This window comes from Pseudomonas sp. Mn2068, from assembly GCF_049319725.1.
Taxonomy (GTDB): Bacteria; Pseudomonadota; Gammaproteobacteria; order Pseudomonadales; family Pseudomonadaceae; genus Aquipseudomonas; species Aquipseudomonas gingeri.
The window spans coordinates 378,295-404,833 of the sequence record NZ_JBMOUG010000001.1 but is presented as its reverse complement, the minus strand read 5'-3'; the positions used below and the strand labels follow the sequence as shown (position 1 = coordinate 404,833).

The following is a 26,539-nucleotide window of genomic DNA, read 5'->3' as shown; positions in this document are numbered from 1 at the left end:
CGTTTTCACGCAACCGCCTCTCACAGGATTTGCGTGCATGGTGTCCCCCCTTCCCCCGCCACCCGCGGCAGTACCGTTCGACCGGCGCCTGATCATCGGGCTGGTTGGCGTACTGATTGCGGCTTTGACCTCGGGTATCAACGATCGGGTCACCGAACTCGCCCTCGCGGATGTGCTGGGCGTGTTCGGCATCGGCCACGACGAGGGCACATGGATCAGCGCATTGTATGCAGCCGCGGAGGTCTCGGCGATGCTGATCGCGCCCTGGCTGGCAGTGACCTTTTCCCTGCGGCGCTTCGCCATGGCCATGACCCTGGCCTTCAGCTTCTTCGGTGTGCTGTGCCCGCTGGCGCCCAACCTCGACGTGCTGTTGCTGCTGCGGGTGTTGCAAGGCCTGGCGGGCGGCGCTCTGCCGCCGCTGCTGATGACCGTGGCCCTGCGATTCCTGCCGTGGCACTACAAGTTGTACGGGCTGTCGGCCTACGCGCTGACCGCGACCTTCGGCCCGAATATCTCCCTGCCCCTGGCCGCCGCCTGGACCGAAAACCTCGACTGGCGCCTGGTGTTCTGGCAGATCGCCCCCTTCGGTCTGCTCGCCACCGCCTTTATCGCCTACGGCATTCCGCAGGACCCGCTGCGCCTGGAGCGTTTCAGGCAGGCTGACTGGCGTGGCGCGCTGCTTGGCTGCGGTGGCCTGACGATGCTGGTGATCGGCCTGATGCAGGGTGAACGCCTGGACTGGCTGGAGTCGCCACTGATCTGCCTGCTGCTGGGCGGAGCGGCCATCTGCCTGCCGCTGTTCCTGCTCAATGAGTGGTTCCATCCGCTGCCGCTGTTCAAGGTGCAACTGCTCGAGCGCCGCAACTTCGCCTATGGCATCGCCACCCTGGCCCTGTTCGTGATGGTGTCGATGTCGGGGGTCGCGCTGCCCGCCAACTACCTGGGCCACATCCAGGATTATCGCGCCGCCCAGACCATGCCCCTGGCGCTGCTGATCGCCCTGCCGCAACTGCTGCTGGCGCCGCTGGTGGCAACCGTGATCAACCGCAACTGGGTCGACTCGCGCTACGTGATCGCCTGTGGCCTGGTCCTGATGACACTCGCCTGTCTCGGGGGCTCGCACCTGACCAGCGCCTGGGTGCGCGAGGATTTCTATGGGCTGCAACTGTTGCAGACCTTCGGCCAACCGATGATCGTCGTCCCCCTGCTGATGACCGCCACCGGGGTGATCCAGCCCATGGAAGGTCCCTTCGCCTCGGCCATGGTCAATTCGATTCGCGGCCTGGCCTCGGTGATCGGCGCGGTACTGCTGGAAAACTTCATCACCGCCCGCCAGCACCGGCACTCCAATGTCCTGGTGGACCAGTGGGCCTCCAGCCAGCAGGCCCTGGCCCCGCTGCTGGAAGAACAACCGATCGCGGCCATGGCCGGCCGCCTGCGTGAACAAGCCTTCATCTTGAGCTTCAGCGATGCCTTCCTGGCAATCATCGGGCTGATCGCGATCCTGGCGATTCTCCTGCTGACCCTGCCGACCCGGCCCTTCCCACCTCAACCACCGAAAATGCCATGAAACCCAGACTCTCTCTCAGCCTGGTCGGGGGCGCCGTGCTCCTGGCCGTGGTGTATACCGGCTATCACCTGTTCCACAGCGATGGTGCACAAAGCACCGACGACGCCCGTGTCAGCGCCGACTCGGTGCTGATCGCCCCGCAAATCGCCGGGGTGGTGAGCAAAGTGGCGGTGGCCGACAACCAGCCGGTCAAGGCCGGCCAGTTGCTCCTGGAAATCGACGCCCGCGATTACCAGGCCGCGCAGGCTGCCGCCATCGCCGCGGTCAACGCCGCCCAGGCCCAGGTGAAGAACCTCGCCGCGGAACTGGAGCGCCAGGCCACGCTGATCACCCAGGCCGACGCTACCCTGCGCTCGACGGCGGCGTCCCTGCGCTTTGCCGAGGCCAATGCGCAGCGTTACCGCAACCTCTCCAGTGCTGGCGCGGGAACCCGTGAAGAACAGCAAAAGGCCGACGCCGATCTGGCCCGCTGGCAAGCGGCGCGCGACCATGACGCGGCGGCCACGCTGGAACAGCAGAAGAACCGGGAGGTGCTCAAGGCTCGCCTGGAAATGGCCGAGGCGGCGGTGCAGCAGGCGCATGCGACACTGGTCCAGGCCGATCTGAATGTCTCCTACACCCATGTGGTCGCTCCCCGCGACGGACTGATCGGCCAGCGCAGCGTCCGGGTCGGGGCCTATGTCGCCCCGGGCAAGGCGGTGATGGCCGTGGTCCCGGTCAGCGACGCCTATGTCGTCGCCAACTTCCGCGAGACCCAGTTGGCCCATATGCGCCCCGACCAGGCGGTGGACATCAGTATCGACAGTTTCCCCGACCGCACCTATCGCGGCCATATCGACAGTCTGGCCCCGGCCACCGGGCTGAGCTTTTCCGCGATTGCCCCGGACAACGCCACCGGCAACTTCACCAAGGTGGTGCAACGGATCCCGGTGAAAATCGTCTTCGACCACGACCAGTCGGGCCTGGACGACTTGCGCGTGGGCATGTCGGTGATCGCCCGGGTCATCACTGAGGGGAGCCGATAGCATGCGTGGCTATTTTTGCCTGCTGGCCTTCGCCGGGCTCGGCGCCTGCAGTGTCGGCCCGGACTTCACCACGCCCCGTGCCGAACTGCCCGACGCCTGGAGCGTCGCGCCGCAGGACGTACGCAGCAATGCGGCGGCCCAGGCCATCGACGTGAACTGGTGGCGGCAGTTCGACGACCCGCTGCTGTCAGAGTTGGTCGAACGCTCTGCGCGCGCCAACTTCGATGTGCGCACCGCCAATGAGCGCCTGCTGCAAAGCCGCGCGGCCCGGCAAGTCGCCGGTGGCGAACAGTTGCCCGGTGTCTCCGCTTCCGGCAGTTACCAGCGTGAACGCAACAGCGCCACCGGCCTGCTGGATGCGTCGAACAACAATGGTCGGTCGCCCTTCGATCTGTGGACCCTGGGCCTGGAGGCCAGTTGGGAAGTCGATCTGTGGGGCCATGTGCGGCGCGGCCTGGAAAGCGCCGATGCGGCGGTCGACCTCAGCCAGGCCCAGCGCAACGGCGTGTTGCTCAGCGTCGCCGCCGAGACCGCCGACGACTACCTGCGCCTGCGCGGCACCCAGGCACGCCTGGAGGTCGCCCGGCAGAACCTCGATATCGCCCGGCAAAGCCGCGACCTGACCCAGACCCGCTACGACAACGGTGTCACCACCCGGCTCGACACCGCCAACGCCGCCGCCCAGGTCGCCGATATCGAAGCCCGCCTGCCCCTGCTGGAAGCGCAACAGGCCCGGCTGATCAATGCCCTGAGCTACCTGCTCGGCGAACAACCGCGCAGCCTCAGCGCACGACTGTCGCCGGCGGCAGCGATTCCGCTGCCACCGACCCGGGTACCGGTCGGCCTACCCTCGGAACTGGCGCAACGCCGCCCGGACATCCAGCAGGCCGAAGCCACCCTGCACCGGGCCACCGCCGCCATCGGCGTGGCAAAGGCCGACTTCTATCCGCGGGTCAGCCTCGGCGGCAGTTTCGGCTTCCAGACCCTGGAAGGTTCGGACATCGGCAGTTGGGGCTCACGACAGTGGAACTTCGGCCCCAGCCTCTACCTGCCGATCTTCCAGGGCGGTCGCCTGACCGGGACCCTCGAACTGCGTGAACACCAGCAGCAGGAAGCGGCGCTGAACTACCAGCGCACGGTGCTCGGGGCCTGGCACGAAGTGGACAATGCCCTGACCGACTACAGCGCCGAACAGCGCCATCATGCCTCGCTGGAGGAAGCCGTGAGGCAGAACCGCATCGCCCTGGACAGCGCCCGGCAACGCTACAAGGAAGGCGCCATCGACTTTATCAATGTGCTCGGGGTACAGCGCGCGTTGATCGCCACCCAGAGCGCCCTGGCCGACAGTTCGACCAAGGTGTCGACCGATCTGGTGCAGTTGTACAAGGCTCTCGGTGGTGGCTGGCCGCAGACGGTGTTGTGACAGCAGGTTTTTGTCGGCACGGGTTTGTGTGAAAGAGCGCTTGTATGGGAATGGCCCTGTGTGGGAGCGGGTCACTGTGACGATGGATTACTGTGGGATTGGATCATTGTGGGAGCGGGCTTGCCCGCGAAGGCGTCCTCAAGGGCGCTGAAAAGCTTCGCGGGCAAGCCCGCTCCCACATAAAACCTCTTCTACATAAAACCTCTTCTACATGAAACCTATCCAACATGTCCCTCACCTACTCCCACAGAGGTTGTCTATCAACCCCGTCGGCGCAAGCGCGCCATATTCAGTGTGTCCACCAGTCGGCCGTCGCGAATCGCGTAGTCACGCATCACGCCCTCGTCCTCGAAGCCGAACTTGCGGTACAGGCCCTGGGCCGCTGCGTTATCGGCATACACGCAGAGCTCGACCCGCTGCAGGTTCATCCAGTTGTCCGCCACCTCCAGCACCGCCGCCAGCAGTTGCGAACCGACGCCCTTGCCCTGCCAGGCGGTGGCAACGCCCATCGCGACGGTGCCGGCATGGCTACGTCGCACGCGGGCGTATTGCTCCAGCGAGCAACTGCCGATCACCACGCCCTCATGCAACGCCACCAGCGAAAGCAGGCGTTCGTTGTCCTGACGCTGGATCAGGCGCTGACGCCAGACCTCGACGGACTGGAACGGCATCTGCAGCACCTGGCGGCAGACGGCGGGCTCGTTGTAGAGCGCGGTGATGCCTTCGAGATGGGCTTCACGAAAACGCTCGATCACGATGGAGGGGGTGTCGGCAGGCATCGTTTTTTCATCCATAAAAACAACAAGGCCAGCCAGTGTAGAGGGATTGGCGACAGGCTGACAAAGCCTGCACCCAGGATTGCGGGATCGTTCCCACGCTCTGCGTCACAAGAACGGACGCAGAGCGTCCAGGGAGGCGTTCCCACGCTGGCGCGTGGGAACGATCAGACAGGGCAATCAGCGTGACAGCATGAAAGTCTCGTATTCCAGGTCATCCAGCGCGGTCGACAACCGCGCCAGCCCCAGCAGTACGCAAACCAGCAGCGAAAAGGTGAAGCCGTAGCCGAAGAAACTCGGGCCCAGGTACAGGCTGAGCAGGGTCAACGCCGCGTTGAGCGCCACGAACAACAGACACAGTTCCAGCACGATCGCCCGTTTGTCGAGGTAGAAAAACACGTTCAGAATCGCCATGAACACCACCTGGATGCTCACGCCGATCAGGTCGATATAGAACAGCGGCAGGTAGTAGCTCGACATCCCCAGCCATTCCAGCAGACGTGGACCGAAGAGAAACAGCAGGACCACCGTCAGGCCCTGGACCTTGCAGATTTCCAGCAGGCCCTGGCGGATCGAGAAGGTCATCTCGGCCTTCAGCGAGCCGATATGCTGCAGGGTCTCGCCGTCACGTACCGCACGGAACAGGCGGTCGTACCATTCGGCAAAGTCGGTTTCGATCCGGACCAGGAACACCGCCATGCCGGGAATGATCGCCAGGTAGGCGAGGAAGATCGGCAAGTCGTAGAGAATCGAGGCACGCATCGGCCCGATCACCTGGCTCGACGTTTCCGGGTTGAACCAGAAGATGAACTTGTCGATCCAGATCCCCAGGTTGTAGCAGAGCCCGGTAAGCAGCAGGCTGACAAACACCTGGCGCCGGTCGAGGAAGTCGAAGGCCACCAGTTTCTCGGCCCGGTATTCGCGCAGGATATCGTAGAGAAACAGGAACAGCAGCGTACTGTGGCCCAGCAACAGTGCCAGCAGCAGCCCTTCCATGCCCATGTAGCGCAGGAAGAACGCACTGCCGACCATCAGCGCATAGCCCACCAGCATCACCAGCAGGATGCGGTTATAGGCCTTCATCCCGGAAAGGAAGATGATCACCAGCCAGAGGTTGCACAGCACGACGAAATTGGCCAGGGTCAACAGCCGGTAGACCAGCGGCTGGTCGAACAGCGTGGTCAACAGGATGATGCCCAGCAGCCCGGAACCCAGGGTCACCAGCAACAGCACCCCCACCAGGTTCGGCAGGATCTGTTCGTACCTGCGTTCGAACAGGCGGTCGGAGACGAAGCGGGTGAAGAACAGCTGCAAACCGCCGGTGAGGATCAGCGACGTTGCCATCAGATAGGTCACGGTGATCAGGAACTGACGGATCAGCACTTCCGGGACCACCAGGCCGAGGCTGATGATCCCCACCAGCATCACGCTCAGAATCGACAGGACCCAGGGCCCGGAACTGATCAGGCCCGCATAGACATAGGCGTGCAGCGTCGCCGTGTAGGAGTCGCGCGAGAGAATCTTGCGCAGTTCGAAACCGATGCCGGCCATTTATCCGTTCTCCCTTTGTGCAGTGCCCATGGCCGTCTGATAAAGCGTGCGATAACGGTCGATCATCAAGGTCTCGCTGTAGTAACGATGAACCCGCAGCAGGCCCGCCGCCTGGGCGGACTTCCAGCGTTCGGGGCTGCGCAGCAGGTCGATGATCGCCTGGGATGTGGCCTGCGGATCGGCGATGGCAACCACCTCCCCGGCCAGGCCGAGATCGCGGTCGGCCGCTTCGCCGCCCTCGATCAGCTCGCGGCAGGAACCGACGTCGCTGCTGACCACCGGGGTACCGGCGGCCCAGGCTTCGAGAATCACCAGGGGCTGTGCCTCGCTGATGGAGGTCAACACCATCAGGCCCAGTTGCGGCAGGATCTCCTGGATCTTCTGGAAACCGAGGAACAGCACCTTTTTCTCCAGCCCCAGGCTCGCCACCAAGCTGCGACATTCGGCGACGTACTCGGGGTCTTCCTCTTCCGGCCCGACGATCCAGCCCTCGACCTGGGGCATGACGCTGACCACTCCGCGCATGGCCCGCAGGAAAGTCTTCACATCCTTGATCGGCACCACACGGCCGATCAGGCCGACCACCGGCGCGATCCCCTCGGCTCGCGCATTGAGGGCCTGGGTCCAGAGTTCCAGGTTGATCCCGTTGGGAATCACCTGGGTTCGCTCGACTGGCGCACCATCCTTGATCTGCCGTTGGCGGTTGCCGTCGTACAGGGCAATGATCTGGTCGGCACTCTCGTACACCAGATGGCCGATGCGTTCGAAGAAACGTACCCAGAGCATGCGGATATAGCCGGAGCCCGCGTCCATGCTGTCGTTGAGCGCCTGGTTGCTGCTCTCGGCGATCCAGCTGGCCTGGGCCAGGTCGATCTTGCGCTCCTTGGTGTAGATACCATGCTCGCTGAGCAGGAACTGGCAGCCCCACAACTGCTTGAGGATGCAGCCCACCAGCCCGGCATAGCCGGTGGAAATCGAATGCAGCACCCGCGCCCGCGGCATCCGCCGGGCGGCGTCGGCCAGCATCAGCAGCGGCGACTGCATGGTACGCAGGGTCCAGAAGTAGTTGACGAAGGACGGATCGGCGCAATGCTGCTCGTAGCCTTCGGTCAGCGCCTCCCAACTGGGGCGACTGTAGAGCACGTCGTCCAGGGTGATCCTGCCCTGGGCCAGGGCATCGAGCACGCCAAAACCCAGCTCGGCCGCGGGCTTCTCCGGATTGTGCAGGTAGCGGTAGAGGTTGCTCAGTTCCTCGAGGGAAGCGGTGTGGGCGATACGCTTGTGCCTGGGGTTGCGCCAGGCTTCCTCCAGGTACACCTCTTCGATATGCACCACGTTGGGCGGAATCTCGTAGCGGCGCTGGCCGTAGGCCTCGCGCTGGCCGCCGATGAACAGTACGGAAAAGGTCAGTTGCGGCAGCCCGAGGATCATCTGGTGGATCCAGCCGGACACACCGCCGCGCACATAGGGCCAGGTGCCTTCAAGCAACAGGCAGACATCGGCCATGGGGATCGGCTCAACGGGCTTTTTCATGTCCAGGTCCTTACCAGCCCGGCAAAGGGCGGACGTTGTTGCATCTCCAGCGGCAGGCTTTTCAGCAGTCCGGGAATCTCGGCATAGCGCCCGGTCTCAAAGGCGATTTCGGCACGGAACGGGATGACCTTGGCCGGGTCCATCCCCGCTTCCTGGGCCTGGTGCATATGCAGCCGCGCCTTGCCGATATCGCCGCGCTCCAGGGCGATACGCCCCGCCAGCAACAGCAGCTCGCCACCCTCGCCCGCTTTCAGCGCCAGTTCGGCATGCTCCCCCGCCTGGCCGAGCACGTGCTGCTGGACACTGCCCTGGGCCAGGCCCAGGTAGGCCAGTTCCCAGTACCAGCGGGCCAATGTGCCGTGCAAGGCACCGGCCTTCTGCGCCGAGGCACCAGCCAACTGTTCCAGGGAAGACTGGATCCGCTGGTTGATATCGCTTTCCTGCTTGTCCAGCATCGAGTACGCCAGCAGGCGCACGTCATCGCTCGGATCGCCCAGGGCCAGCTTGAGAATCGGCACCGCCTCCTTGCCCGGCATGCGCCGGGTGGCGAGCAATGCCGCCAGGCGCTGGTCCGGGTCAGGGGCATGACGCAGCACATCCTGCAGGCCGCTGTCGCCAAAGGTCGGCGAGTGCAACTGGGTCTGTGCACGGAACGGCAGGTCGGGAATCCCCACTGCCTGCCACATCTGCGTTTCGCGCTTGCGGGGCAGGTACAGCGCCGGAAAGATCGCCGCGATCACCCCGACAGCGCCGATCAACGGCACAAAGAACGCCAGGCTGAAAATGAACAGCGGGCTCCACGGCAACGGCCTGCGATAGCGCGCCGGCAACAACAGCCACACCGCCGCCGTCAGCAGGCCGCAGGCGATGCCGTGGGTCATTGCGTACAGGAGCGCGATCTGCAGGTCGGGCAGCTGTGCCGTCAGACTGGCCCAGCTCCCCGCCTCGAAAAACAGCGCCCCGCTAAACAGCCACTTGCTGAACATTCAGGCCACACTCGTTATGCAGGAAGTTGCGCAAGCCGTCCCGTTGCCGGGCCGACTCCAGATCGTAAGGCAGCACGTTCACCCCCAGGCCGGCGAGGTCGACGGTCATGCCGAAATGCTCGTGGATCAGCTTGCCCAGACGGGCCATATAGCCTTCGGCGCCCTCGGCACTGGTCAGCGGCAGCAGCACCAGCAACAGCGCATGCCCGCGGTCGTTGACCAGGGTCAGGTGCAGGTCGAGACCACGCTGGCTGCGCTCGAACAACCGGGCCAGTTCATCGTTGGGCTGGGTCAGCTCGAACGCATAGAGGCAGCCGGACAGGCCATGACGCTCGACATCCACCAGCGAGCGCTTGAGCTGGCGGGTGAAGTGCTGGGCGTCGGCACTCTCCAGTTGCAGGACTTGCGGATCGTAATGCAGCAAGTCGGCGATATGCCCGGCGAGCAAGGCCAGCAGACTGAGGGTGCGCTCCTGGAAGGCAAAGAACGGCATCTGGCGCACGGCGAGAATCGCCAGCATCCGGCCGTGGGTATCCACCAGCGGTATACAGGCCTGCAATGACGACACCGCGGCCTGGCCGCCGGCATCGATCAGCTCTTCACGCACGCTCACCAGTTCCTCGCGCTCAAGGCACAGGCGCACCAGCAGGTCCTTGTTGTCCAGCGGGCCCATGGTCCCGGTGGCCGCCAGCAGGGTCAGCACCGGCGCGGTGCCGCGCGCCTGCTCCACACGGTACAGCCCGGCCACCCGCAGCGAGCCGTACTGGCCGAGCAGGGTCAGTACCGGCTCGGCCAGCAGGATCAGCGAGTCATCGCCATTGGGCGCCGCGCGCAAGCGGTCCCGCAGGCCCAGCAGCGAACTGCGCAGGCTCTGGTCGCTACCGGCCAGACGCTGCTCCAGGCGATCGTGGGACACCCGCAGGATCTGGTGTGCCCGGGTGAAGTCGTCGAGCCGGTACTGGCGATACTCGTTGGCCATCTGCAAGCGCAGCAGCCGCCGTTCCCACAGGTCGCGCACTTCGCCCACGAGCATGCCGCAGACCAGCACCCCGACAATGTAGGACGGCGCAACCTGCGCATAGCCTTCCAGCCCCGCCTGGCGCAGGACGAAGAATGCCGCCACCAGCAGGCTGGCGCTGATCAGGCCACGGACAAAACCGTAGCGCACACCCAGCAACAGCGGTGCCAGCACCGACCAGGGAAATTCACCCTGTACCTGCAGCGGGTCCTCCGGCGTCAACCAGAGACCGAAGCCGATGACCAGCGCGGTCACCAGGAACGTTTCCAGCCATGACGCCGGACCGCTGGCGCGGGGCGCCAGTACGTAGTCCATGTGGGGAGAGTTCATCGCAGTCACTCGATCCGCAGGCCGCCGACAAGTTTGTCGAGGACCTTCTGGGCCGCGCCGGCCAGGCTTTCGCGGGACCAGCCGGCACGGGCACCGCTGTTGCTCCAGAGCACCTTGCCGGTGCCGGCCTCGACCACCCGCAGGCTGATGCCCACCGCCGGTTCGCCATCCAGGCCATTCTTGTACTGCCACTCCTCGACGCTGCCGGAGACCACATAGTCGAGCTTCTGCTCACGGGCCCAGTCCATCGCCCCGGCCAGGCGCTCGTTGTCGTCGAGCAACGCCTGTTCGCCCTGCCCCGGCGCGCCGGCATAGACCTGCGGTTGCAGGCCACGGCTGCTCAGCACGCTGAGCAGGATCTGCTCACTGCGCTCGCCGGCCTGGGGCGTCTGCGAATAGTTGACCAGCGGCAACACGCCCCACCGGGCCTTGCTGGACAATTGCGGGCTGCTTTGACCGGTAAAGCTGCTGCAGCCGGCCATCAATACCGCGACCATCGCCAGACTCACGCAACGAATGGATTGCATAAGGTTAACTCCTCTTTGAATTCCATGATCAGCGTCCGAAACGCACGCTGTAACTGACACCTGCGGTACCGCCGGACTTGCCCGTGCCACCTTCCGGCGCCGACTGGTAGCCGAAGGTCACTGCCAATTCGTCATCTCCCAGCACCTCGGTACCGACCCCGGTACTGATGGCATAGTTGATCGTGTTGTCGGTCCACTGCCAGCCCGAGCTGACATCCACCAGCCAGGTGTACTGCCCGCGTGTGCGGTTCAGTGCCCCCGGGAAGCCCCGTCGCCACGAGCTGCCGAAGAACAGCTGGCCGTAGCGTTTCTGCAGCAGGGTCTGGCTGGTGATCTCGCTCGGGTCGTCGAGCTCGACCCCGACCAGGTCGATCGCGCCGCCCAGGGTATTGGCCAGGTTGGGCAACGAGCGGTTGTTCAGGCTGTTCTGCTGATAGTCGATACCGCTGCGCAGTTCCCAGTTCGGCCCCTCGAACTGCAAGGTGTGATCGAACTCGATCTTCAGCGCCTGGCCGTTGCCCAGGTCATCGCCGCCGCGAGTCGAGAACGAGCGCTGGGCCAGGTTCCACGACAGCTGGTCACGAGCCGAGTAGCGATGCCGCCCGCCCACCCAGACGTCGTCCTGGCGACCGAAGGCGCGCATCAGCCCGGTGTCCTCGTTCTTGCGGTGCCAGTCGGCGCCGACATCCAGTTCGTTGCCGCTGTCCACCTGCCAGGTGCGGCTGACCCCGAGGCCGTTGCGGTCATCGTCCTTGCGCAGGCTGCTGTCGAAGATCAGCTTGTAGTAGCCATTCTCCAGTTGCCGCTGCAAGGTCAGCTCGGTGTTGGTCTCGCTGCCCAGGCGTGATGAGTCCAGGGTATCGCCACTGTATTGGCCCTGCTCCAGCACCAGCTTGGCGTACCAGTTGTCGTTCAGGTAGCGCGCGGTGGTCAGGCGCGGACCGTTGAACACCAGTCCGCCATAGTCCTGCCGCTGCCACGAGAACAGCATGCCCTGCGGGGTTCGCTCGGTCATCTCGATGGCCTGGCGACGCAGTTGCTCGCGGATCGCCGGCGGCTGCTCGTCACCCAGCGCCGACAAGCCCACGGCCAGCGCTTCACCGCCGCGACCAAGACTGTTGAGAGCCTCGACCTGCTGCGCCGGATCGAGGTCGCCGCTGGCCACCAGGCGTTCCAGGGCCTGGCGATTGCTGCCGCGCAAGGCTTCCTGGATCTGCTCGTAACTGTTGATCTTCAGGCCACGGCTGCGGGCCCAGGCCAACCAGTCGTCCTTCTGAGCCGACTGGTTGATATCATCCAGCCGCGCCAGCAACTGATCGAACCACAGTTGCAGCATCGGCTTGGAACCGTCCAGCCATTGCATCGCCTTGTTCTGCGCCTTGCGCGACGAATAGCTGCTGGCCAGCAGGCGCAACCAGGTCGAGTAGCCCTGCGGCGTCGCGCGAATCAGCTCCGGCGTCACCTCTCGATTGAGCTTGAGCCGCAGGCGCTGGGCCGAATCGGCGTAGCCGGCACCTTCCAGGGCATCGGCGTAGGCCGCCTGGACCATCCAGTCCTGGGGATTGGCCTGCAGGTACAGGCGGTACCAGGCCAGGGCCTCGCTGTTGCGCCCGACCAACTGGCTGGCGGCGGCAAACGGCAGCCACAGGGTGCTGTCACTGCGCGCCAGGGCTCGCCATTGCTGCAGCAGCGGCTTGATCTCACGGGTGCGACCGAGGTCGACATACAGCCACATCAGGCGTTCGCGGAACGTGTTGTCATCCGGGAAACGGCTCAACCCCAGGCGATACAGACGCAGCGCCTCGTCGGTCTGCCCCTGCTGCACCGCCAGCGCGCCACGGGCGGCCAGCACCTGGGAACGATCGGAGGCATCCGGGTACGCTTCGGCCTCCTTGAGCAGGTCGATCACCAGCGGCCAGTCCTGCAGCTCCTGGGCCAGTTGCAAGGCTGCCACCAGGCGCTGCGGGTTGTGACCCTGGCGCCAGCTGTCGACCGTCAACTGCAGGGCCTTGCGTGGATCGCGGGTACGATAGAGGGCAATCAGCTCGCTCTCGTCGCCGAGATTGAGCGAGCCTTTGATCGCCAGCATCTTCTCCAGCGCGACCCGCAGTTCTTCGTCCAATTCCAGGTCCCAGGCCAGCGCGGCGCGGGACTGCCAATAATTGATATCGTTGATCTTGTTGCCATCGACCGCGGTGATCACCTTCCAGGCCGACTGGCTGTCGAACAGCTTGAGGTGGTTGTTGGCCCAGTCCACGCGCTCGGTGCTGCTCAACGGATAACGCTTGGCAAAGTTGTTCCAGACCTGCAGGCGCTCCGGGTACTGCTCGGTGTTTTCCAGGTTCTGCAACAGGCGGACCCAGGCCAGGCGGTGTTTCGGGTACTTGGCGACATAGCCGCGCAGCCACTTTTCCGCCTGCTCGGGCGTACCCCGCGATTCCTCGGCATAGACCAGGGCATCGAGCTCGACATCGGTCAAGGCGCGCTTGTGCATGATCCCCGCCAGGACCGGGATGCCCCGGTCGAAGTCGTAGGTCTGCATCGCCAGGCGCCAGGTGTGTTCGAACTCGGCCGGGTTGTCGCGCAGCTTGCTGAGGCTGATCCAGTAGCCCAGGGCCGATGCCGAATCGCCCTGCCATTCGGCGATATGCGCCATCTGCTCCAGCAGCAGCGGGTCTTCAGGACGCTGTTCGAGCAGTTGCAAGCCCACGGTGTGGGCGCCCTCGAGGTCGCCGAACGCCAGGCGCTGCTTGAATTCCTTGGCCAGGATTTCCGGGCTGTCGGGCTGCAACTTGCGCCATGCGGTAAAGAATTGCTCGGCCAGGTCGACGCGGTTGTGGGCCACTGCCACATCGACGCCCTGGTCAAGCAGGAGCGGATCGAAATCGCTCTCGGGATGCGCCAGCAATTCCTTGCCCAGCAATTCGGCGGCCTGATCGCCACGGTCCGCCGCCACCAGGCCCCTGAAGGCTTCCTCGAGGAACTGCCGGCGCTCTTCCGGTTTCTGGCTACCCTCCAGCAATTGCACATAGAGATCGGCAGCCCGGCCTGGCTGCTCGCTGGCCAGGTACCATTTCCCCGCTTCGGCCAGCCATTTGTCGCGTTGCCTGGGATCGCGCCGGGCCAGTTCGACATAGGCATCGGCCGCCAGGCCCGGGGCCTGGGCACTCAGGGCCAGCGCGGGCAGACGCTCGAGTTGCGGTGTCGGCAATGGCTTGTAGTCAAAGGCCTTGAAGCGCGCGGCCAGGGCCTGCAACGCGGCGCTGTCGGTGCTGTTGTTCAGGGCCAGGGCATCGAGCTGCAAGCGGTAATAGTTCTTCAGCGTCGGATCGGCCTGCGGCCAGTCGAGCAGATGTTTTTCCGCCCGCGGGTAATCGCCCAGCTGGATCAGCAGGTCGAGCAACTGGGTGCGCAATTCGCTGTTTTCCGGATGCGCCGCCAACAGCACCTCGGCATAGCTGGCCGATACCTCGTCCGGCTGGCCGCCCTTGGGACGGAATGCGTCCTCGTTACGGAAGGTCGCCCACAGCAACACGCCGACAGCGATCGCCACCAGTAGCAGCGCCCAGGGATTGAGCAGCCGCGCGCTTTTGGCCTTAGTTGCAGAGGAGTTGGGCATCACTCACCTGCTTCATTGGAAGTTGGAAATGCCACAGGCCCTGTTCGGACTTGCCGGCGTAGCGCTGGCCCTGGACTTCGACCCGACAGGTACTGGCCGAGCGCACCGAAAACTCCAGGTTGAACTCACCGGCGAAGGAGAACGTCACCTGTCGCTCATTGACATAACGCCAGTCCCGCAAGGGAATATTCGCCAGCTCCAGCGCCGGGCGTGGGTCACGCTCAGGTCGCAGGGCCAACAGTGGGTGGTCGCTGCTCAGCGCCACATAACGGCCCTGTGGCAGATCGCGGACACCGGCCACACCCTGGGAGCGAGCGAGGTCTGGCCAACCGAGTGCAGGATCCAGGCGCAGGGTACGCAAGCCATCCAGGCCACGAACCTGCCAGTCGCCATTGACGGTGCGGGCCAGGCTGGCCTGGTACAGGCCGTGGACCCGATCCAGGTAATCGCTCATCCACAACGACAGCGGTTGCTGGCCTCGCATGAACTGGTAGATATCGGTCATGGCCTTGATCGAGGCCTGCTTGGTGCCCGAATAGAAGTGGTAGTACAGGTGGATACCGCGCAGGCGCCGTGGGCTGTCGGTCAGCTCGAAGGTGTCGATCACATCGCGGAAACCGTAGTACGGGCCCTTCCACAGGTTGGTGTACATATTCTCGTTGATCACCGGCGCGTAGTACTGCAAGCCGCCTTCGGTGGGACGCAGCAACGGATAGAGGCCGGTCAGCGACGGATTGGCTTTGGTCAGGATGGTCTGCCCGCCATTGACGTTCTTCAGCCCGGCGTCGTAGGCCATCTTGATGGTCTCGGCGCTCGGCAACGCATCGCCCGGCCAGAAGATCATCTTCACCGGCTTCTTCGCGGTGGTCAGGCGGCTGTTGATGTAGTCCCGTGAGCCGAAGATCTCGCGCTTGTAGTCGAGGGTCTTGTAGCCCGGGATATTCAGGCGCAGGCCGTATTCGGCGTGGAAGTCCTCGTCCTGCCTGGCCTTGTCCGGCTGCATGTAGAACGGATGGCTGTAGGTGTGGCTGGCGACCTCGACCTTGGGATCGGCAAAGATCTCCTGGGCGATCGGCTCCAGCTCCTTGGCCAGGAACGGCGACATGCCCTTGGGCCCGACCTCGCCTTCGATGATCGACACCGACGTCAGGAACGGATTGGGACGAATATAGTCGTCCAGCACCTGGCGTCCGGAATACGGTGTACCACGGACTTCGGCGTGGGACGGGAAACCGTCGCCGTCGATATGCACCGTGGCGATCCGCCGGCCGTTCTCGGTGGTGGTGTCCGGGCGCGGCTGGACCGGCAGGCGCAGGGCTTTCTGGATAAAGGCGAACGGATCGAGAATCCAGCGGGTACGTTCGACGTTGGCCTCCACGACATAAGGCGCCAGGGCCATGCCGCCCCAGTTGCCGGTGACCACCGGAGCGAACTTGCCGCCCTTGTCGTCACCCAGCAGCAAGGCCGGTTTCGGTCCGTCGGGCAGCAGCGTCACCCGGGTCAGTTCACGGCTGCGCGCCACTACCGGCGCCTCGAAGGCGCCGATCAGCGCCTTGTCCTGGCTCAGCACATGCAGCCCATCGCGAGCCCCCGGCGCCGACAGGTTCAGGCCCAGGCGCTTGAGCAGCGCGCGATCCTCGATCGGCAGGCCGGCCATGATCGCCAGGGGCACCTGCTCGTCCAGGCGCTTGCCGATCCAGCTATAAAAGGCACGGCTGTCCTGGGGCGGACCGCTGGTCATCCACACCACCACTCCGGCGTACAGGCCGGCGAAGCCGTAGGACGGCAGGCTGTCGTCGACCGGCAGGTAATCCACCCGATAGCCGAGGTACTCCAGCAGGCCGCCGAGCATCCGGTGCCCGGCGTGGTCGTAGAGTTCGCCTTCGCGGGGGTCGTAGAGCATGGCGATGCGACGCGGCTGTACTTCCACGCTACTCAGGCTCAGGGCATTGAGCTCAGGCGTGGTGACCACCGGGATAAAACCTTCCTGGCTCAACTGGCGGACCAGCTTGCGCGCTTCTTCGCGACGGTTGGGCGGCAGGTAGTCGATGGCCACCAGCGGGATATTGCGTGCACGCAGCGGCTTGAGTTCGCCTTCCAGCCAGTTGCGGTCGGATTCGGACACCGGCCGATAGCGCTTGGCCGCGGCATCCCAGCCGGCATGGATCGATTCGACGGCGACGGCCGCGGCCACGCCATCCAGTTCACCCAGCACTTCGAAACCCCGGTTGAAGAACAGCTTCAGGCCCGGCTGACGGCTGTGCAGCTCCCGCAGAAAGGATGCCAGCGCCTTGCGTTGCGGTTCGCGGCTGGCTTCAGGGAGCAGTTGGAAACTGTCGAGGGTATCGAGGAACAGGCCGGCATAGCCCTGCTCCTGCAAGGCCTTGGCGCGCTTGAACAGGTGCTCGCGCCAGGCTGGCGTGGCGATGTCCATGACCTGGCTGTCCCAGGCCTTGTTGCGGGTGCTGCTAGCGCCCTGGCTCAGGGCTTCCTTGTCCAGGGCCGCACGGTCGCCGTCGAACTCGCCCACCGACAGGTAGGCAAACGGCTGGCTGCCGAGTTTACGCAAGGTGGCGACATCACCGCTGCTCATATGGCCGGGTTCGACCACGGCCCATTCGAACTGCGCCAGTTCCTCGAGCGGTGGCCGCTCGGCGTACCAGAACCCGACGCTGGCAGGTGCCGGCGGTGCGGCCTGTACGACCGAATGGGTCGCACACAATGCCAGCGCGGTGAACAGCCGCCGTACGGCTTTACAGATACGGCAGACACGCGCCCTGCGAAACTCGATTTCCATAACTTACTCTTCAGTAGATCAATCCGCACAACATCAGACTACCGACACCCCGCGAACGGGGCGCCTGCAAGGCGATAGAACTAGAGACTGCGGTAAAGTCGCGCCAGACCTTCGGCCATGACGGTCGGCGTGCCCAGGTCGAAACGCTCGCACAGGCGGCGGTTGTCGGCCCTGGAATGACGAATGTCCCCGGAGCGGGCAGGCGCATGGCTCACCGTCAACGGCTTGCCGGCGATCTGCTCCAGGGCGGCAATCAGATCATTGAGGGTGGTTACCCCACTGAGGCCGACGTTGGTGGCATCCGGAGTCGGCTGCGGGCGTTCGAGGCCCTGGACCAGGATCTTCACCAGGTCTTCGACATAGACGAAATCGCGGGTCTGTCCGCCATCGCCGAAGACGGTGATGGGCTGCGCGTTTTTTGCCCGCTCGCTGAAAATGCTGATCACCCCGGAGTACGGCGACGACGGGTCCTGGCGGGGGCCGAAGATATTGAAGAAGCGCAGGATCACCGGCTCCAGGCCATGCTGGCGCCGATAGAAATCCAGGTAGTACTCGCTGGCGAGCTTATCCGCCGCATAGGGTGTCAGGGGGGATTTGGCCGTGTCTTCACCGATCGCCGTGCCCTCCCCGTTGTTGCCGTATACCGCGGCACTGGAGGCAAACACCACCCGACGGATACCGGCGGCGATCATCGCCTCGCACACCCGCAGGGTGCCGATGAAATTGCTCTGATGGGTGCGTACCGGGTCTTCGACCGAGGCCTGCACCGAAGCGACGGCGGCCAGGTGCACCACCGCGCTGCAACCCTGCATGGCTTCAGCCAGGGTGGCGGCATCGGCGACATCGCCGACCACCAGCTTGAGGGAGGCATTGTCCATCGGCAGGTTGCTCACCTTGCCGGTGGAGAGATCGTCCAGGACCCGAACGGCATGCCCCTTGGCCAGCAGCGCATCCACAAGATGCGAACCAATGAAGCCAGCGCCCCCAGTTACCAGTATCCGTTCGGCAGACATAGATCATCCCAAAAGAAAAAACACCGCAATCCCAGCGTTTGAAGCTAGCACTCCCGGGGAATAAGGCATGGCAATAAGCCGCAATCACTGACCTTCCCTGTAGTACCCACCCTCCTTCACAGGCTGTACCGCCTTTTCATGGAGAGTCTTCAGAACGCTGGCGTCAAAAAAACATGAGTAAAATCAAGCAATCAACGAAGACATAGTGTGATATTGCGGAGCCAGCGTCAACAATATGTCGAGATTTATGAAATTTCCGGCGAGACTCATGAATAAGCCAATATTTTGGCTGACGAGGCCTAGATCGGCAAGGATGAGCGGGCAAGACGGATGCAGTCCGTGACGCACGATGTCACGAAAGCGCACGCGGAGTGTCCTGGGAGATGTTCCCACGCGGGCGCTCAGACGCCTCGACGTGGGAACGATCGGCGGGTGCTACTCAAACCACTCTCGCCGTTCCTTGAAGGTGTGCAGGATCAGCTCGACAATCATCTGCACCTCCTCCCGGCCCCCGGCTTCGCGCTGGATGGCCAGCCAGGCGCGGCGCTGCATGCTCTCGTCGAACAAGCCGGGCAGCGCCGCCAGCCCGCGGTCGAAGCGGGTGATGTAGCGCGGCAACAGGCCGATGCAGGCGCTGCAACGGATCATCTCCAGCATCAGTTCATAGGAATGCACTTGCACCACCCCCGCCAGGCGCTGTTCGACCAGGCTGTTCCATGGCTGGAAACCCTCGATCTGCCGGTCGTGCTGCCATTGCACGAGCATGTAGTCCTTCAGGTCGTCCAGGGAGTCCGGGCGCACCGCTACCCGCGAGTAACGCTTGGCGATATGCGGCAGATAGTCCAGTCGCGCCAGGGGCCGTGGTTCGCTGATGTCGAAGCTCGGTCCCGGCCACGGTGAATCGACGCCCGCCAGCCAGACCACCACGTCGGCGCTCAGGGCCTGCAAGGACAAGGCGCTGTCCACCGGGATGATTTCCAGCCGCACACTGGCATTGCGCCGCAGCAGGCCGATCAGGTCACGGCCCAGGATGTCGTGCAGGATCGATTCGGCAATCGCCAGGCGCACCAGCGGTTGTTCCACGATCGGCAGGCGCCGCTCATGGGCCAGGGCAATCAGTTGCGCCTGCAACTGCTGGCCTTCGCGACTGAGGATCAGCGCGCTGCCCTGGTACACGAACAGCGGACGACCGAGCTGCTCTTCGAGCAACCCCAACTGTTTGCGCAACTGGGTCGATTTGATATTCAGGCTGCGCGCCGCCTGCATGAAGCAGCCGCAACGGGCGCTGGCCAGGAAGAACTGCGCGGTTTCCGCTTCGATCCGTTCGGCCAGCGTCAACCATGAGTCGCGAGGTTCGGTCGCGCCGTGGTACTCCATGACGCCCATGCGCTGGGCGGATTCATTCAATGACATCATTCAGACTCCCTGTCGGCGCCTGACGGCGCCCAACCATCCATTGGCAGTTTCTTGTCAGCGTTTCTCTTCCAGCACCTGATTGAGGACCGCGCCGTCGATGCTCAGGGTCGCGGTATTGAACATGCCCTCCAGGTACGCCTTGGCAATCTGTTCCTGGCGCTGGCTGCGCAAGGCATCACGCAGGCGGTCGCGCAGTTCGTCGAGGGTCGCCGTACGCGACGGCTGCAACTCGGTGAGCTTGACGATATGAAAACCCGCCGGGCTCTGCACCGGGTCCGCCACCGCGCCAACCTTCAGCCGCGACAACGCCCCGCGTATTTCCGGCACCAGTTGCTGCAAAGGCTGCAGGCCCGAGTCGCCGCCACGCCTGGCGGTATCGCGGTCCTGGGAATACTGGGTCGCCAACGCGGCAAATTCGGCCGGTGCGGCCTGGGCGCGACGACTCAGGTCAACGGCCTGCTTGCGCACGCTTTCCAGCGACTGCGGGTCGGGCACTGCCAGGAAGATCTGGCTGACCCGATACAAGGGCGGCGTCTGCCAGGCAGATTTGCCGCTCTCGTAGGCCTGCTGCAACTCCTCGTCGCTCGGATAGTCCGCCGGCACCTGGCTGACCGACGCCAGGTAATTGCGAAAGACGATCTGTTCGGTAGCGGCGCGGGTCTGCCGTTCGATCTCCGGACGCTGGCGCCAGCCCTGGGCATCGGCCTGTTCGAGCACCGCCTTCTCGGCCAGGCGACTACGGATCCAGCTCTCCAGCGCTGCACGATTACCCCGCAGTTGCTCACGCGATTCCGGCGGCAGGGTCGCGAACAGCGCCTTCAGTTCCTCGGGCGCCACTTGCTGGTTACCCAGGCGCGCGACGGCCGGGCCACTCGCCGCCGGCTGCACGACGGAGGGCGCCGGCTGTACCGCCGCCACCGGATCGTTACCCGGGCGCATGGCCAGGGCGACCGCCCCGACCAGCACGGCCAGCGCACCCGCGCCGGCCAACAGGTTGCTTTTTTTCACAGGGCCGCCTCCTCCTCATGTGCCGCCGGTTCAACCGAAGCTTGCGGTTGTGCCTGCAACTGCGCGGCATGCTGGCTGTACTCGCGCAGGTAGACGATGAACTCCTGCAGCAGGCGATCCCACAGTTCCAGGTTGCCACGCAGGTAGTTCACGCTGACACCCGCGGCCACCACCACGTCCATCTCCATCACCAGGAACTCGCCCTGCACGGACAAGCGGGCAAAACGCCGCGACGCGTTCCACAGTTCCGCCAGGCCGGCTGGCAGCTCACCCTGGACCCGCAGCGCGCAGCTGTAGGTGAAGTCGACATAGTTGCCCTCTTGTGCCGCCAGGTTACCGAAACGCACGGCGTAGCCGATGCCCTGGCTGGCACTGAGCAGTTGCACGATACCGTTCTGGTCGGTGCGGTTGACGCGGTAGCCGGCGCCTTGCAGCAACTCGGTCAGGCTGTCCGGGGTGACGTGTTCGATCAGTTGTTCGCTCATGAAATGTGCTTCCTTGTCGATCATTGATTGAGAGATGCGTGGCTCGCATCGAACTGGTTCTTGTAGAGGTCATCGCCGAAGGCCTGGGCCATTTCCTCGAACTTGACCCGGGCGCTGCCAGCGAAGGGCTGGCGGATTTTCATCACCTCGGCCACGTCGATTTTTTCGTAGGCGGCGAGGATCTCCTTGGCGATCCCGTACATCTGTTGATTCTTGGCCGAACATTGCTGCACTTGTGTGTCACGCTCGCTCAGTTGTCCCTGTAATCGGGCGCGCTCGGCCTCCTTGGCCTTGGCCATCACCAGCAGGTCGTCATAGGCCTTCTTGAACTTGCCCAACTGCTCGTTGGCGGCCACCGAAAAGGCCTGGGCCTGGCTTTGCAGGGCCTGTTGCTGGCCGGCCAGCTGTTCGCTCAGGCCCTTGGCCTTGGCCAGTTCGGCGGTCAATTGCTTGATTTGCGCCTGGGCCGCCTTGGCCTGGTTTTCCGCGGCCAGCCGCGCGGCGCTGGCCTGGGCCTGTTCGCTTTGCAGCGCCTGCAATTGCTGGGTGGTGCTGCGCAACTGGGTGCGCAGGCGCTCTTCCATGCCTTCGGCACTGGCGCCGTTGGCCAGTGCCACGCCGACCGCCAGCAACAACGTCGACCAGCGCACCTGGGCTCGCATGTTCATGGGACCTCCCTCGCGCTTAGAAGCGCGTGTTGATTTCAAGCTGCATGACATCGATATCGAATGGCGCGCCATACACCGTCTCCGAATTGAGCCAGCGCGCGGTGGCGATCACGTTCTTGTCCAGGCCGTAGTTGGCGCCGAGGAAGAAACCCTTGGCGTTGGTGCCGCCGAGGTGGAACGAGGAATCGTTGAAACCGTCTGGCAAGGCGTCCGGCTGGATGTACTTGTAGCCACCGAAGACGTTCCAGTCGCCCTTGCGCTTGAGTTCCAGCGCATTGCCGAGGGTGAACTGCACCATCATTGCGTTGGCGCCGCTTTCCACCTTGCCGTCGTTGTCCAGGTTGTTGACGATCTGGCCTTCGGAGCGCTTGGTCATCTCGCCTTCGTCGTAGCCCAGGTTATGCACGTAGTTGACGTGGCTGCGCAGCTTGAAGTCTTCCGGCAGTTCGCTGTCGAGCACCAGGTTCAGGTCGATCAGGTTGAACTCCGAAGCCAGGCCGACGAATTGCGGTTGCGGGGTCTTGGCCGGGTTCGTCGGGTCCGGGGTGATATTGCGCAGCAGGAACACCGTGTTGCCTTTCTGCATGAACGCCGAGCGCGTGCCGTCGGTGTCGCAGCCAGGATCGCCATTCCAGGGCTCGCAGGGGCTGGAGCGCTTGCCTTCGATATTGTCGAAGCGGTAGTAGGCCAGTGCCCCCTTGAGCCGGTTGTGCTGGCTGAACTGCCAGTTGGCGCCGATCTGGCCGCCATACAGCCATTTGTTGTCGCTGGCCTGCTTGTCCGAACCATTGCTGGTGAAGGTATCGTTGCTGTATTCCACCGGGAACGCGCCGACCGTGCCGAACAGGCCCCAATCGGCGTTCAGCTTGCGGTCGAAGACGGCGGCGATGCCGTCGAAGTTCAGGTCGGTGGAGTACAACATGTCGGTGGAGAAGAACGGGTTGGCCATCCGCCCGCCGGTGATGCTCACATAGTCGTAGGGCTTCCAGGTCAGGTAACCCTGGTCGAGCCAGATATCCTTCTTGGCAAAGCCGCCGCCCAGGGTCTGGGTGGTGGACACCGGGTTGTTGTCCGAACCGGTGCCGATCCGCACGCCGGCCATCCACTCCGGGGAAATCACTGCTTTCATGCCCAGCCGGGCCCTGATCCGGAACAGGTTCTCGCGGTCTTCACGGGTATTGAGCAATGGCGGCAGGCCGGTGGAACTCTGTGGATTGACGTCATAGGGACCGTTGGCGTTGAGCTTGGCGAAATCGATGATTTCCTTGCTGTTGATGCCCGAGCTGCCGTTCGCATCGTTGTCATTGCCACCGGCGTAATAGCGCGACTCGTCGCGCAGGCGGATATCGCCGTCGAAACTGATCCGCGACACCCAGTCCGGGAAGGTATTCGGTTGCGCCCAGTTCTCCTGCTTGGCGGTGGCCATGACTTCGGCCTTGACCTGGTCGCGGATCTGGTCGCGGACGATCGCCGGGACGTATTGCACCCGCACCTCACCCGGCGTTGCCGCCGGTGCGCTGGCTGCGACGGCGTTGGCCTGGCGTGCCTGGACCGCTTCCTTCTCGGCCTGGGCGATCAGGCCGTCGGCCTGCTCCTTTTTCAGTACGCCCTGCTGCACCAGCAGCCGGATCAGATTGATCGTGGCGTTCTCCGAAGGCGCGGTCTGGGCCGTCGCCTGTCCGACCAGGGTCGCGATGACCAGGCCGACCGCCAGGCTCAATCGATTCACATTGGAAACCATTTGCACTGAACTCCTTAGACAAGACTGCACATGTATGGGGCTAGCCGGGACGGCGGCCTTGCAGGGAAATGCGCACCGGCAAGGTCATCGAGGCCGGCGGCCGTTCGTTTAATCGAGGAGCGGCGCGCAACGCGGCCAGCACCTGTGTGTCGAGCCTGGGATCGCCGCTGGACTTGACCAGCTCGACCCGGGTGATATCTCCGGCGGCGCTGAGCCAGACATCGGTCTGCAGCGAAAACGCCAGGTTGCGCAGTTCCGGGTTCTCCTTGAGCACGCGCTGGAAGGTGTACGCCAGGAACTGGCTGTAGGTGCCGTTGCCCAGCCGCCCACCGCCCGCGCCCGCCATGCCACCGCCCTTGCCCGCGCCGATGTTGAAAGCGTCGCCGCCGGCCTGGGCATCGCCGTCGATCTGCATCGGGTTCGCCAGGTCGTCCACCGGCGATGGCGGAGCTTCCTCCTGGGGCTTGACCTCTTCAGGCTCGGGTGTCGGCTCGGGGACCTTCTCTTCCACCGGCGTCTCGGGCTCCTTGGGCTTTTCCGGCTCGGGAGGCGGCGGTGGTGGCGGAGGCGGCAACGGGATGATCATCGGCACCTTCGGCGCTTCGCGACGGACCCCGCTCATGTCGTGGGCCCACTGCCACAGGAACCACGCGGCGACGGCACCCAGCAGCAACCCGGCGCCCCACTTCACCAGGCGCAAGGGCGACTTCTTCACGGGATCGGGGCTGATCGGTAATTTGGCGGTCATGGTCAGCCCTGGTTCGGTTTGCCGGTGACCAGCCCGACCTGGGACAGCTCCAGGCGTCGCAGCAGGTCGAGCACTTCGATCACTTTCTGGTACTGCACCGTGGCGTCGCCACGCACGATGATCGGGAAGTCCGGGCTCTGCGCCTTCTCGATGCGCAGGCGCTCCTCCAGCTCCGGCAACGTCACCGGGTAGGCGTCGAGGAACACCTGGCCGCCATCGTTGACCGAGATGGCCTTGGTCTTGGCCTCGGACAACGACACCGAGGCACTGGCCTTGGGCAGGTGGATCTGGATCCCCGAGACCTGGGCCGTGGCGGTGAGGATGAACATCACCAGTACCACCATCAGCACGTCCACCAGGGGTGTGATGTTGATGCTGTCGACGGCGGCATCGTCATCGTCGTCATGGGAGGTGTTTACGGAAGCCATGGCAGTTCCCCTCAGATCGACAACATGTCGGCGACGTGATGATCGGCATGCGCGGCGCGCCCGCGAGCGTTGTCGTGGGACTGGCCCTCGCCATGCATTTCCGCCAGGCGCGTGATGAACTCATCGACGAACACGCGCATGTCGGCACTGACTTCCTTGTTGCGGGTGATCAGGCGGTTGTAGCCAAACAGCGCCGGGATCGCGACGAACAGGCCCATGGCCGTGGCCAGCAAGGCTGCCGCCATGCCCGGGGCAATGGCATTGATGTTCACGTCACCGGCCATGGCCGTGCCGAGGAACACCACCATGATCCCCAGCACGGTCCCCAGCAGGCCGATGTACGGACCGCCGGCGATGGCGTTGGACAGGGTCGAGAGTTTCGAGCTCAGTTGCTGGTTTTCCCGGGTGCGCACGCCGTCCATCGAGCAGCGGATGGCCTCGATGGTGGCCGCCGAGACCGACGAGGTATCGGCGCCCTGGGCGCGACGGGTGCGGATTTCCTTGACCGCCACCAGGTACAGGCGCCACAGCGACGAGTGCTCCAGGCGCCGGGCCAGGTCCTGGTCGTCGGCGAACATCTCCAGGCGCGTGCCGATCTGCCCGAACTGCTCGCGAAACGCTTCGTTGGCCCGGCTGACACGACCCAGGGCGCGGTTCTTGCGGATCATGATGAACCACGACTGGATCATCATCAGCACCAGTACGGCGATGATCACCCAGGCGTCCACCGGCACCGCCTTGAGCAGGAAGCCGAGGCTGCCGAAGCCGAAGCCCGACTGCTCTTCGTCGGCGCCGTAGGCCACCAGTTTCGATTCGGCGCCCTGAGCCGAGGCATCGGCCAGCAGCGCGGCGGCGGGACGCACGACCTTGGACAGGCGCAGCTCGTCGATAGCGCCGTTGAAGGCCTGGAAAGCGCTCGAAGCCGGTGCCGCCGGGTCGGCGGCCGCCACCGGCGGAACGTCGCCACCGATGGCGATCAGCGAGTTGAAGGCCGGCACTTCCTGGGCCAGGGTCGCGGTTTCGCGACCGTTGACGAACAGCGAGACCTTGCTGCCTTGAGCGGTCAGTGCCAGGTGTTGCCACTGCCCCGGATTCAGCGCCTGGGTCGATACCGCGCGCTGGCCGTTGACCTCCACGAACGGCGTGCCCTGGCTGGTGCCGAGCAGGAAGGCGTGAGCGCCTTCGCGACGAGCCATCAGCAATTGCTCACCCGAAGCCTGGTCCAGGCGAACCCAGGCACTCAGGGTGAAGGCCCCGCCCGCGGCATATTGCAGCGACGGACTGGCCGGCAGCATCAGCGGCTGGCCGCCGAACTGCAACGCCGCGCCGATCACGCCGTCGATACGGCTGCCGGTGGCGTTCTGGGCATTGTTGGAAAACGCCGTGGCGTCCCTGGGCGGCGTGGCGACCGCACCGTCGAAGTGGTAGACGGCGGTGTAGTTCGACTCGAACGCCAGTTGCCCGTTGCTGGTGGCCGGGGCCTTCTGGTTACCGTAGTACATCCAGATATCCTGGCGCTGGCCGCCGTCGATCTTCGGGACATCGACCCAGATCAGCGCCATGCCCATCAGCGGATCGAAGCTTTCGATCTGGTAATTGAGCACGGTCTTGTCGTCGGCAGCGACAAACCGCAGGTCCGAACCGTCTTCCTTGACACCGTCGAAGGTAAAGTTACCGGTGTGCAGGCGCACCAGCAGGCTGGTGCGGCCCAGGGCATCGTTGATGGCCGCGCCCTGGGGCGTGGTGTCGACGGTGATCTGCTTGCGGTAGTGCCAGTCATCCTGCCACCAGGCCTGGGCGGTGGCCGGGAGCACGAAGCCCAGGCAGATCAACAGGAAAGTCATCAGGCGCTGCATGAAAAATGCTCCTTTTTATGG

The 26,539-nt window shown here is 64.4% G+C and carries 20 protein-coding genes; 3 read left to right on the top strand and 17 right to left on the bottom strand.

Annotated elements, in window-relative coordinates; all coding sequences use genetic code 11:
* Positions 1–37 precede the first annotated feature (37 nt).
* Genes ACL9RJ_RS01850 through ACL9RJ_RS01840 form a run of 3 tightly spaced genes read left to right on the top strand, consistent with a single transcriptional unit; the run spans position 38 to position 4,018 of the window.
* On the top strand, positions 38–1,570 hold the full coding sequence (locus tag ACL9RJ_RS01850; protein ID WP_177107502.1) for an MFS transporter: 1,533 nt from the start codon (positions 38–40) through the stop codon (positions 1,568–1,570).
* Complete coding sequence (locus ACL9RJ_RS01845; RefSeq protein ID WP_042936476.1) at positions 1,567–2,595, top strand: HlyD family secretion protein; 1,029 nt, start codon at positions 1,567–1,569, stop codon at positions 2,593–2,595. Before ACL9RJ_RS01850 ends, ACL9RJ_RS01845 begins: the two co-directional genes overlap by 4 nt.
* Before the next feature lies 1 nt (position 2,596).
* A complete protein-coding gene (locus tag ACL9RJ_RS01840; protein WP_212809363.1) occupies positions 2,597–4,018 on the top strand; it encodes an efflux transporter outer membrane subunit in 1,422 nt (473 codons plus the stop codon).
* Positions 4,019–4,278: 260 nt separating this feature from the next.
* On the opposite strand, the gene ACL9RJ_RS01835 is transcribed toward ACL9RJ_RS01840, so the two are convergent.
* From ACL9RJ_RS01835 to ACL9RJ_RS01755, 17 genes are all read right to left on the bottom strand, one after another.
* Entirely contained in the window at positions 4,279–4,797 is a 519-nt protein-coding gene (locus ACL9RJ_RS01835) for a GNAT family N-acetyltransferase (protein WP_177109725.1), read from the bottom strand.
* Between the two features lie 177 nt (positions 4,798–4,974).
* Positions 4,975–6,345, bottom strand: coding sequence for an exopolysaccharide Pel transporter PelG (gene pelG, locus ACL9RJ_RS01830; protein ID WP_017128481.1), 1,371 nt, complete (start codon positions 6,343–6,345; stop codon positions 4,975–4,977).
* On the bottom strand, positions 6,346–7,878 hold the full coding sequence (gene pelF / locus ACL9RJ_RS01825) for a GT4 family glycosyltransferase PelF (RefSeq protein WP_177109726.1): 1,533 nt from the start codon (positions 7,876–7,878) through the stop codon (positions 6,346–6,348).
* Positions 7,875–8,864: a HEAT repeat domain-containing protein gene (locus ACL9RJ_RS01820; RefSeq protein WP_017128483.1), complete on the bottom strand. Its 990-nt coding sequence runs from the start codon at positions 8,862–8,864 to the stop codon at positions 7,875–7,877. Before ACL9RJ_RS01820 ends, pelF begins: the two co-directional genes overlap by 4 nt.
* The gene (locus tag ACL9RJ_RS01815) at positions 8,842–10,212 is read right to left on the bottom strand and encodes a PelD GGDEF domain-containing protein (protein WP_103032588.1); all 1,371 of its coding nucleotides are present in this window, start codon (positions 10,210–10,212) and stop codon (positions 8,842–8,844) included. The genes ACL9RJ_RS01820 and ACL9RJ_RS01815 overlap by 23 nt, the downstream gene beginning before the upstream one ends.
* Positions 10,213–10,217: 5 nt before the next feature.
* On the bottom strand, positions 10,218–10,739 hold the full coding sequence (locus ACL9RJ_RS01810; protein WP_177082660.1) for a penicillin-binding protein activator LpoB: 522 nt from the start codon (positions 10,737–10,739) through the stop codon (positions 10,218–10,220).
* A gap of 28 nt (positions 10,740–10,767) precedes the next feature.
* Positions 10,768–14,358, bottom strand: a complete 3,591-nt coding sequence (locus ACL9RJ_RS01805) for a tetratricopeptide repeat protein (RefSeq protein WP_422764798.1) — start codon at positions 14,356–14,358, stop codon at positions 10,768–10,770.
* Complete coding sequence (locus ACL9RJ_RS01800; protein WP_178990779.1) at positions 14,336–17,155, bottom strand: bifunctional glycoside hydrolase 114/ polysaccharide deacetylase family protein; 2,820 nt, start codon at positions 17,153–17,155, stop codon at positions 14,336–14,338. The genes ACL9RJ_RS01805 and ACL9RJ_RS01800 overlap by 23 nt, the downstream gene beginning before the upstream one ends.
* Positions 17,156–17,235: 80 nt before the next feature.
* Complete coding sequence (locus ACL9RJ_RS01795; protein ID WP_042936480.1) at positions 17,236–18,168, bottom strand: NAD-dependent epimerase/dehydratase family protein; 933 nt, start codon at positions 18,166–18,168, stop codon at positions 17,236–17,238.
* 435 nt (positions 18,169–18,603) lie between these two features.
* Entirely contained in the window at positions 18,604–19,581 is a 978-nt protein-coding gene (locus ACL9RJ_RS01790; RefSeq protein WP_042936567.1) for a LysR family transcriptional regulator, read from the bottom strand.
* 57 nt (positions 19,582–19,638) lie between these two features.
* A complete protein-coding gene (locus ACL9RJ_RS01785) occupies positions 19,639–20,592 on the bottom strand; it encodes a peptidylprolyl isomerase (RefSeq protein ID WP_422764797.1) in 954 nt (317 codons plus the stop codon).
* Positions 20,589–21,077, bottom strand: coding sequence for a YbjN domain-containing protein (locus ACL9RJ_RS01780; RefSeq protein WP_042936570.1), 489 nt, complete (start codon positions 21,075–21,077; stop codon positions 20,589–20,591). Before ACL9RJ_RS01780 ends, ACL9RJ_RS01785 begins: the two co-directional genes overlap by 4 nt.
* A 20-nt stretch (positions 21,078–21,097) precedes the next feature.
* A complete protein-coding gene (locus ACL9RJ_RS01775; RefSeq protein ID WP_017128490.1) occupies positions 21,098–21,745 on the bottom strand; it encodes a hypothetical protein in 648 nt (215 codons plus the stop codon).
* 16 nt (positions 21,746–21,761) lie between these two features.
* The gene (locus ACL9RJ_RS01770; protein ID WP_017128491.1) at positions 21,762–23,486 is read right to left on the bottom strand and encodes a putative porin; all 1,725 of its coding nucleotides are present in this window, start codon (positions 23,484–23,486) and stop codon (positions 21,762–21,764) included.
* 40 nt (positions 23,487–23,526) lie between these two features.
* Complete coding sequence (locus tag ACL9RJ_RS01765) at positions 23,527–24,234, bottom strand: energy transducer TonB (protein ID WP_422764796.1); 708 nt, start codon at positions 24,232–24,234, stop codon at positions 23,527–23,529.
* A gap of 2 nt (positions 24,235–24,236) precedes the next feature.
* Positions 24,237–24,662: an ExbD/TolR family protein gene (locus tag ACL9RJ_RS01760; protein ID WP_017128493.1), complete on the bottom strand. Its 426-nt coding sequence runs from the start codon at positions 24,660–24,662 to the stop codon at positions 24,237–24,239.
* Positions 24,663–24,673: 11 nt separating this feature from the next.
* Positions 24,674–26,518: a DUF2341 domain-containing protein gene (locus tag ACL9RJ_RS01755; protein ID WP_422764795.1), complete on the bottom strand. Its 1,845-nt coding sequence runs from the start codon at positions 26,516–26,518 to the stop codon at positions 24,674–24,676.
* Positions 26,519–26,539 lie beyond the last annotated feature (21 nt).

What these genes read in the sequence shown, in the direction of transcription:
- ACL9RJ_RS01820 (WP_017128483.1), bottom strand. Translation starts at nt 8,864, where the DNA reads ATGTTCAGCAAGTGGCTGTTTAGCGGGGCGCTGTTTTTCGAGGCGGGG.
- ACL9RJ_RS01805 (WP_422764798.1), bottom strand. Translation starts at nt 14,358, where the DNA reads ATGCCCAACTCCTCTGCAACTAAGGCCAAAAGCGCGCGGCTGCTCAAT.
- ACL9RJ_RS01850 (WP_177107502.1), top strand. Translation starts at nt 38, where the DNA reads ATGGTGTCCCCCCTTCCCCCGCCACCCGCGGCAGTACCGTTCGACCGG.
- ACL9RJ_RS01840 (WP_212809363.1), top strand. Translation starts at nt 2,597, where the DNA reads ATGCGTGGCTATTTTTGCCTGCTGGCCTTCGCCGGGCTCGGCGCCTGC.
- ACL9RJ_RS01755 (WP_422764795.1), bottom strand. Translation starts at nt 26,518, where the DNA reads ATGCAGCGCCTGATGACTTTCCTGTTGATCTGCCTGGGCTTCGTGCTC.
- ACL9RJ_RS01835 (WP_177109725.1), bottom strand. Translation starts at nt 4,797, where the DNA reads ATGCCTGCCGACACCCCCTCCATCGTGATCGAGCGTTTTCGTGAAGCC.
- ACL9RJ_RS01800 (WP_178990779.1), bottom strand. Translation starts at nt 17,155, where the DNA reads ATGGAAATCGAGTTTCGCAGGGCGCGTGTCTGCCGTATCTGTAAAGCC.
- ACL9RJ_RS01760 (WP_017128493.1), bottom strand. Translation starts at nt 24,662, where the DNA reads ATGGCTTCCGTAAACACCTCCCATGACGACGATGACGATGCCGCCGTC.
- pelF (WP_177109726.1), bottom strand. Translation starts at nt 7,878, where the DNA reads ATGAAAAAGCCCGTTGAGCCGATCCCCATGGCCGATGTCTGCCTGTTG.
- pelG (WP_017128481.1), bottom strand. Translation starts at nt 6,345, where the DNA reads ATGGCCGGCATCGGTTTCGAACTGCGCAAGATTCTCTCGCGCGACTCC.
- ACL9RJ_RS01770 (WP_017128491.1), bottom strand. Translation starts at nt 23,486, where the DNA reads ATGGTTTCCAATGTGAATCGATTGAGCCTGGCGGTCGGCCTGGTCATC.
- ACL9RJ_RS01775 (WP_017128490.1), bottom strand. Translation starts at nt 21,745, where the DNA reads ATGAACATGCGAGCCCAGGTGCGCTGGTCGACGTTGTTGCTGGCGGTC.
- ACL9RJ_RS01790 (WP_042936567.1), bottom strand. Translation starts at nt 19,581, where the DNA reads ATGTCATTGAATGAATCCGCCCAGCGCATGGGCGTCATGGAGTACCAC.
- ACL9RJ_RS01845 (WP_042936476.1), top strand. Translation starts at nt 1,567, where the DNA reads ATGAAACCCAGACTCTCTCTCAGCCTGGTCGGGGGCGCCGTGCTCCTG.
- ACL9RJ_RS01780 (WP_042936570.1), bottom strand. Translation starts at nt 21,077, where the DNA reads ATGAGCGAACAACTGATCGAACACGTCACCCCGGACAGCCTGACCGAG.
- ACL9RJ_RS01795 (WP_042936480.1), bottom strand. Translation starts at nt 18,168, where the DNA reads ATGTCTGCCGAACGGATACTGGTAACTGGGGGCGCTGGCTTCATTGGT.
- ACL9RJ_RS01765 (WP_422764796.1), bottom strand. Translation starts at nt 24,234, where the DNA reads ATGACCGCCAAATTACCGATCAGCCCCGATCCCGTGAAGAAGTCGCCC.
- ACL9RJ_RS01810 (WP_177082660.1), bottom strand. Translation starts at nt 10,739, where the DNA reads ATGCAATCCATTCGTTGCGTGAGTCTGGCGATGGTCGCGGTATTGATG.
- ACL9RJ_RS01815 (WP_103032588.1), bottom strand. Translation starts at nt 10,212, where the DNA reads ATGAACTCTCCCCACATGGACTACGTACTGGCGCCCCGCGCCAGCGGT.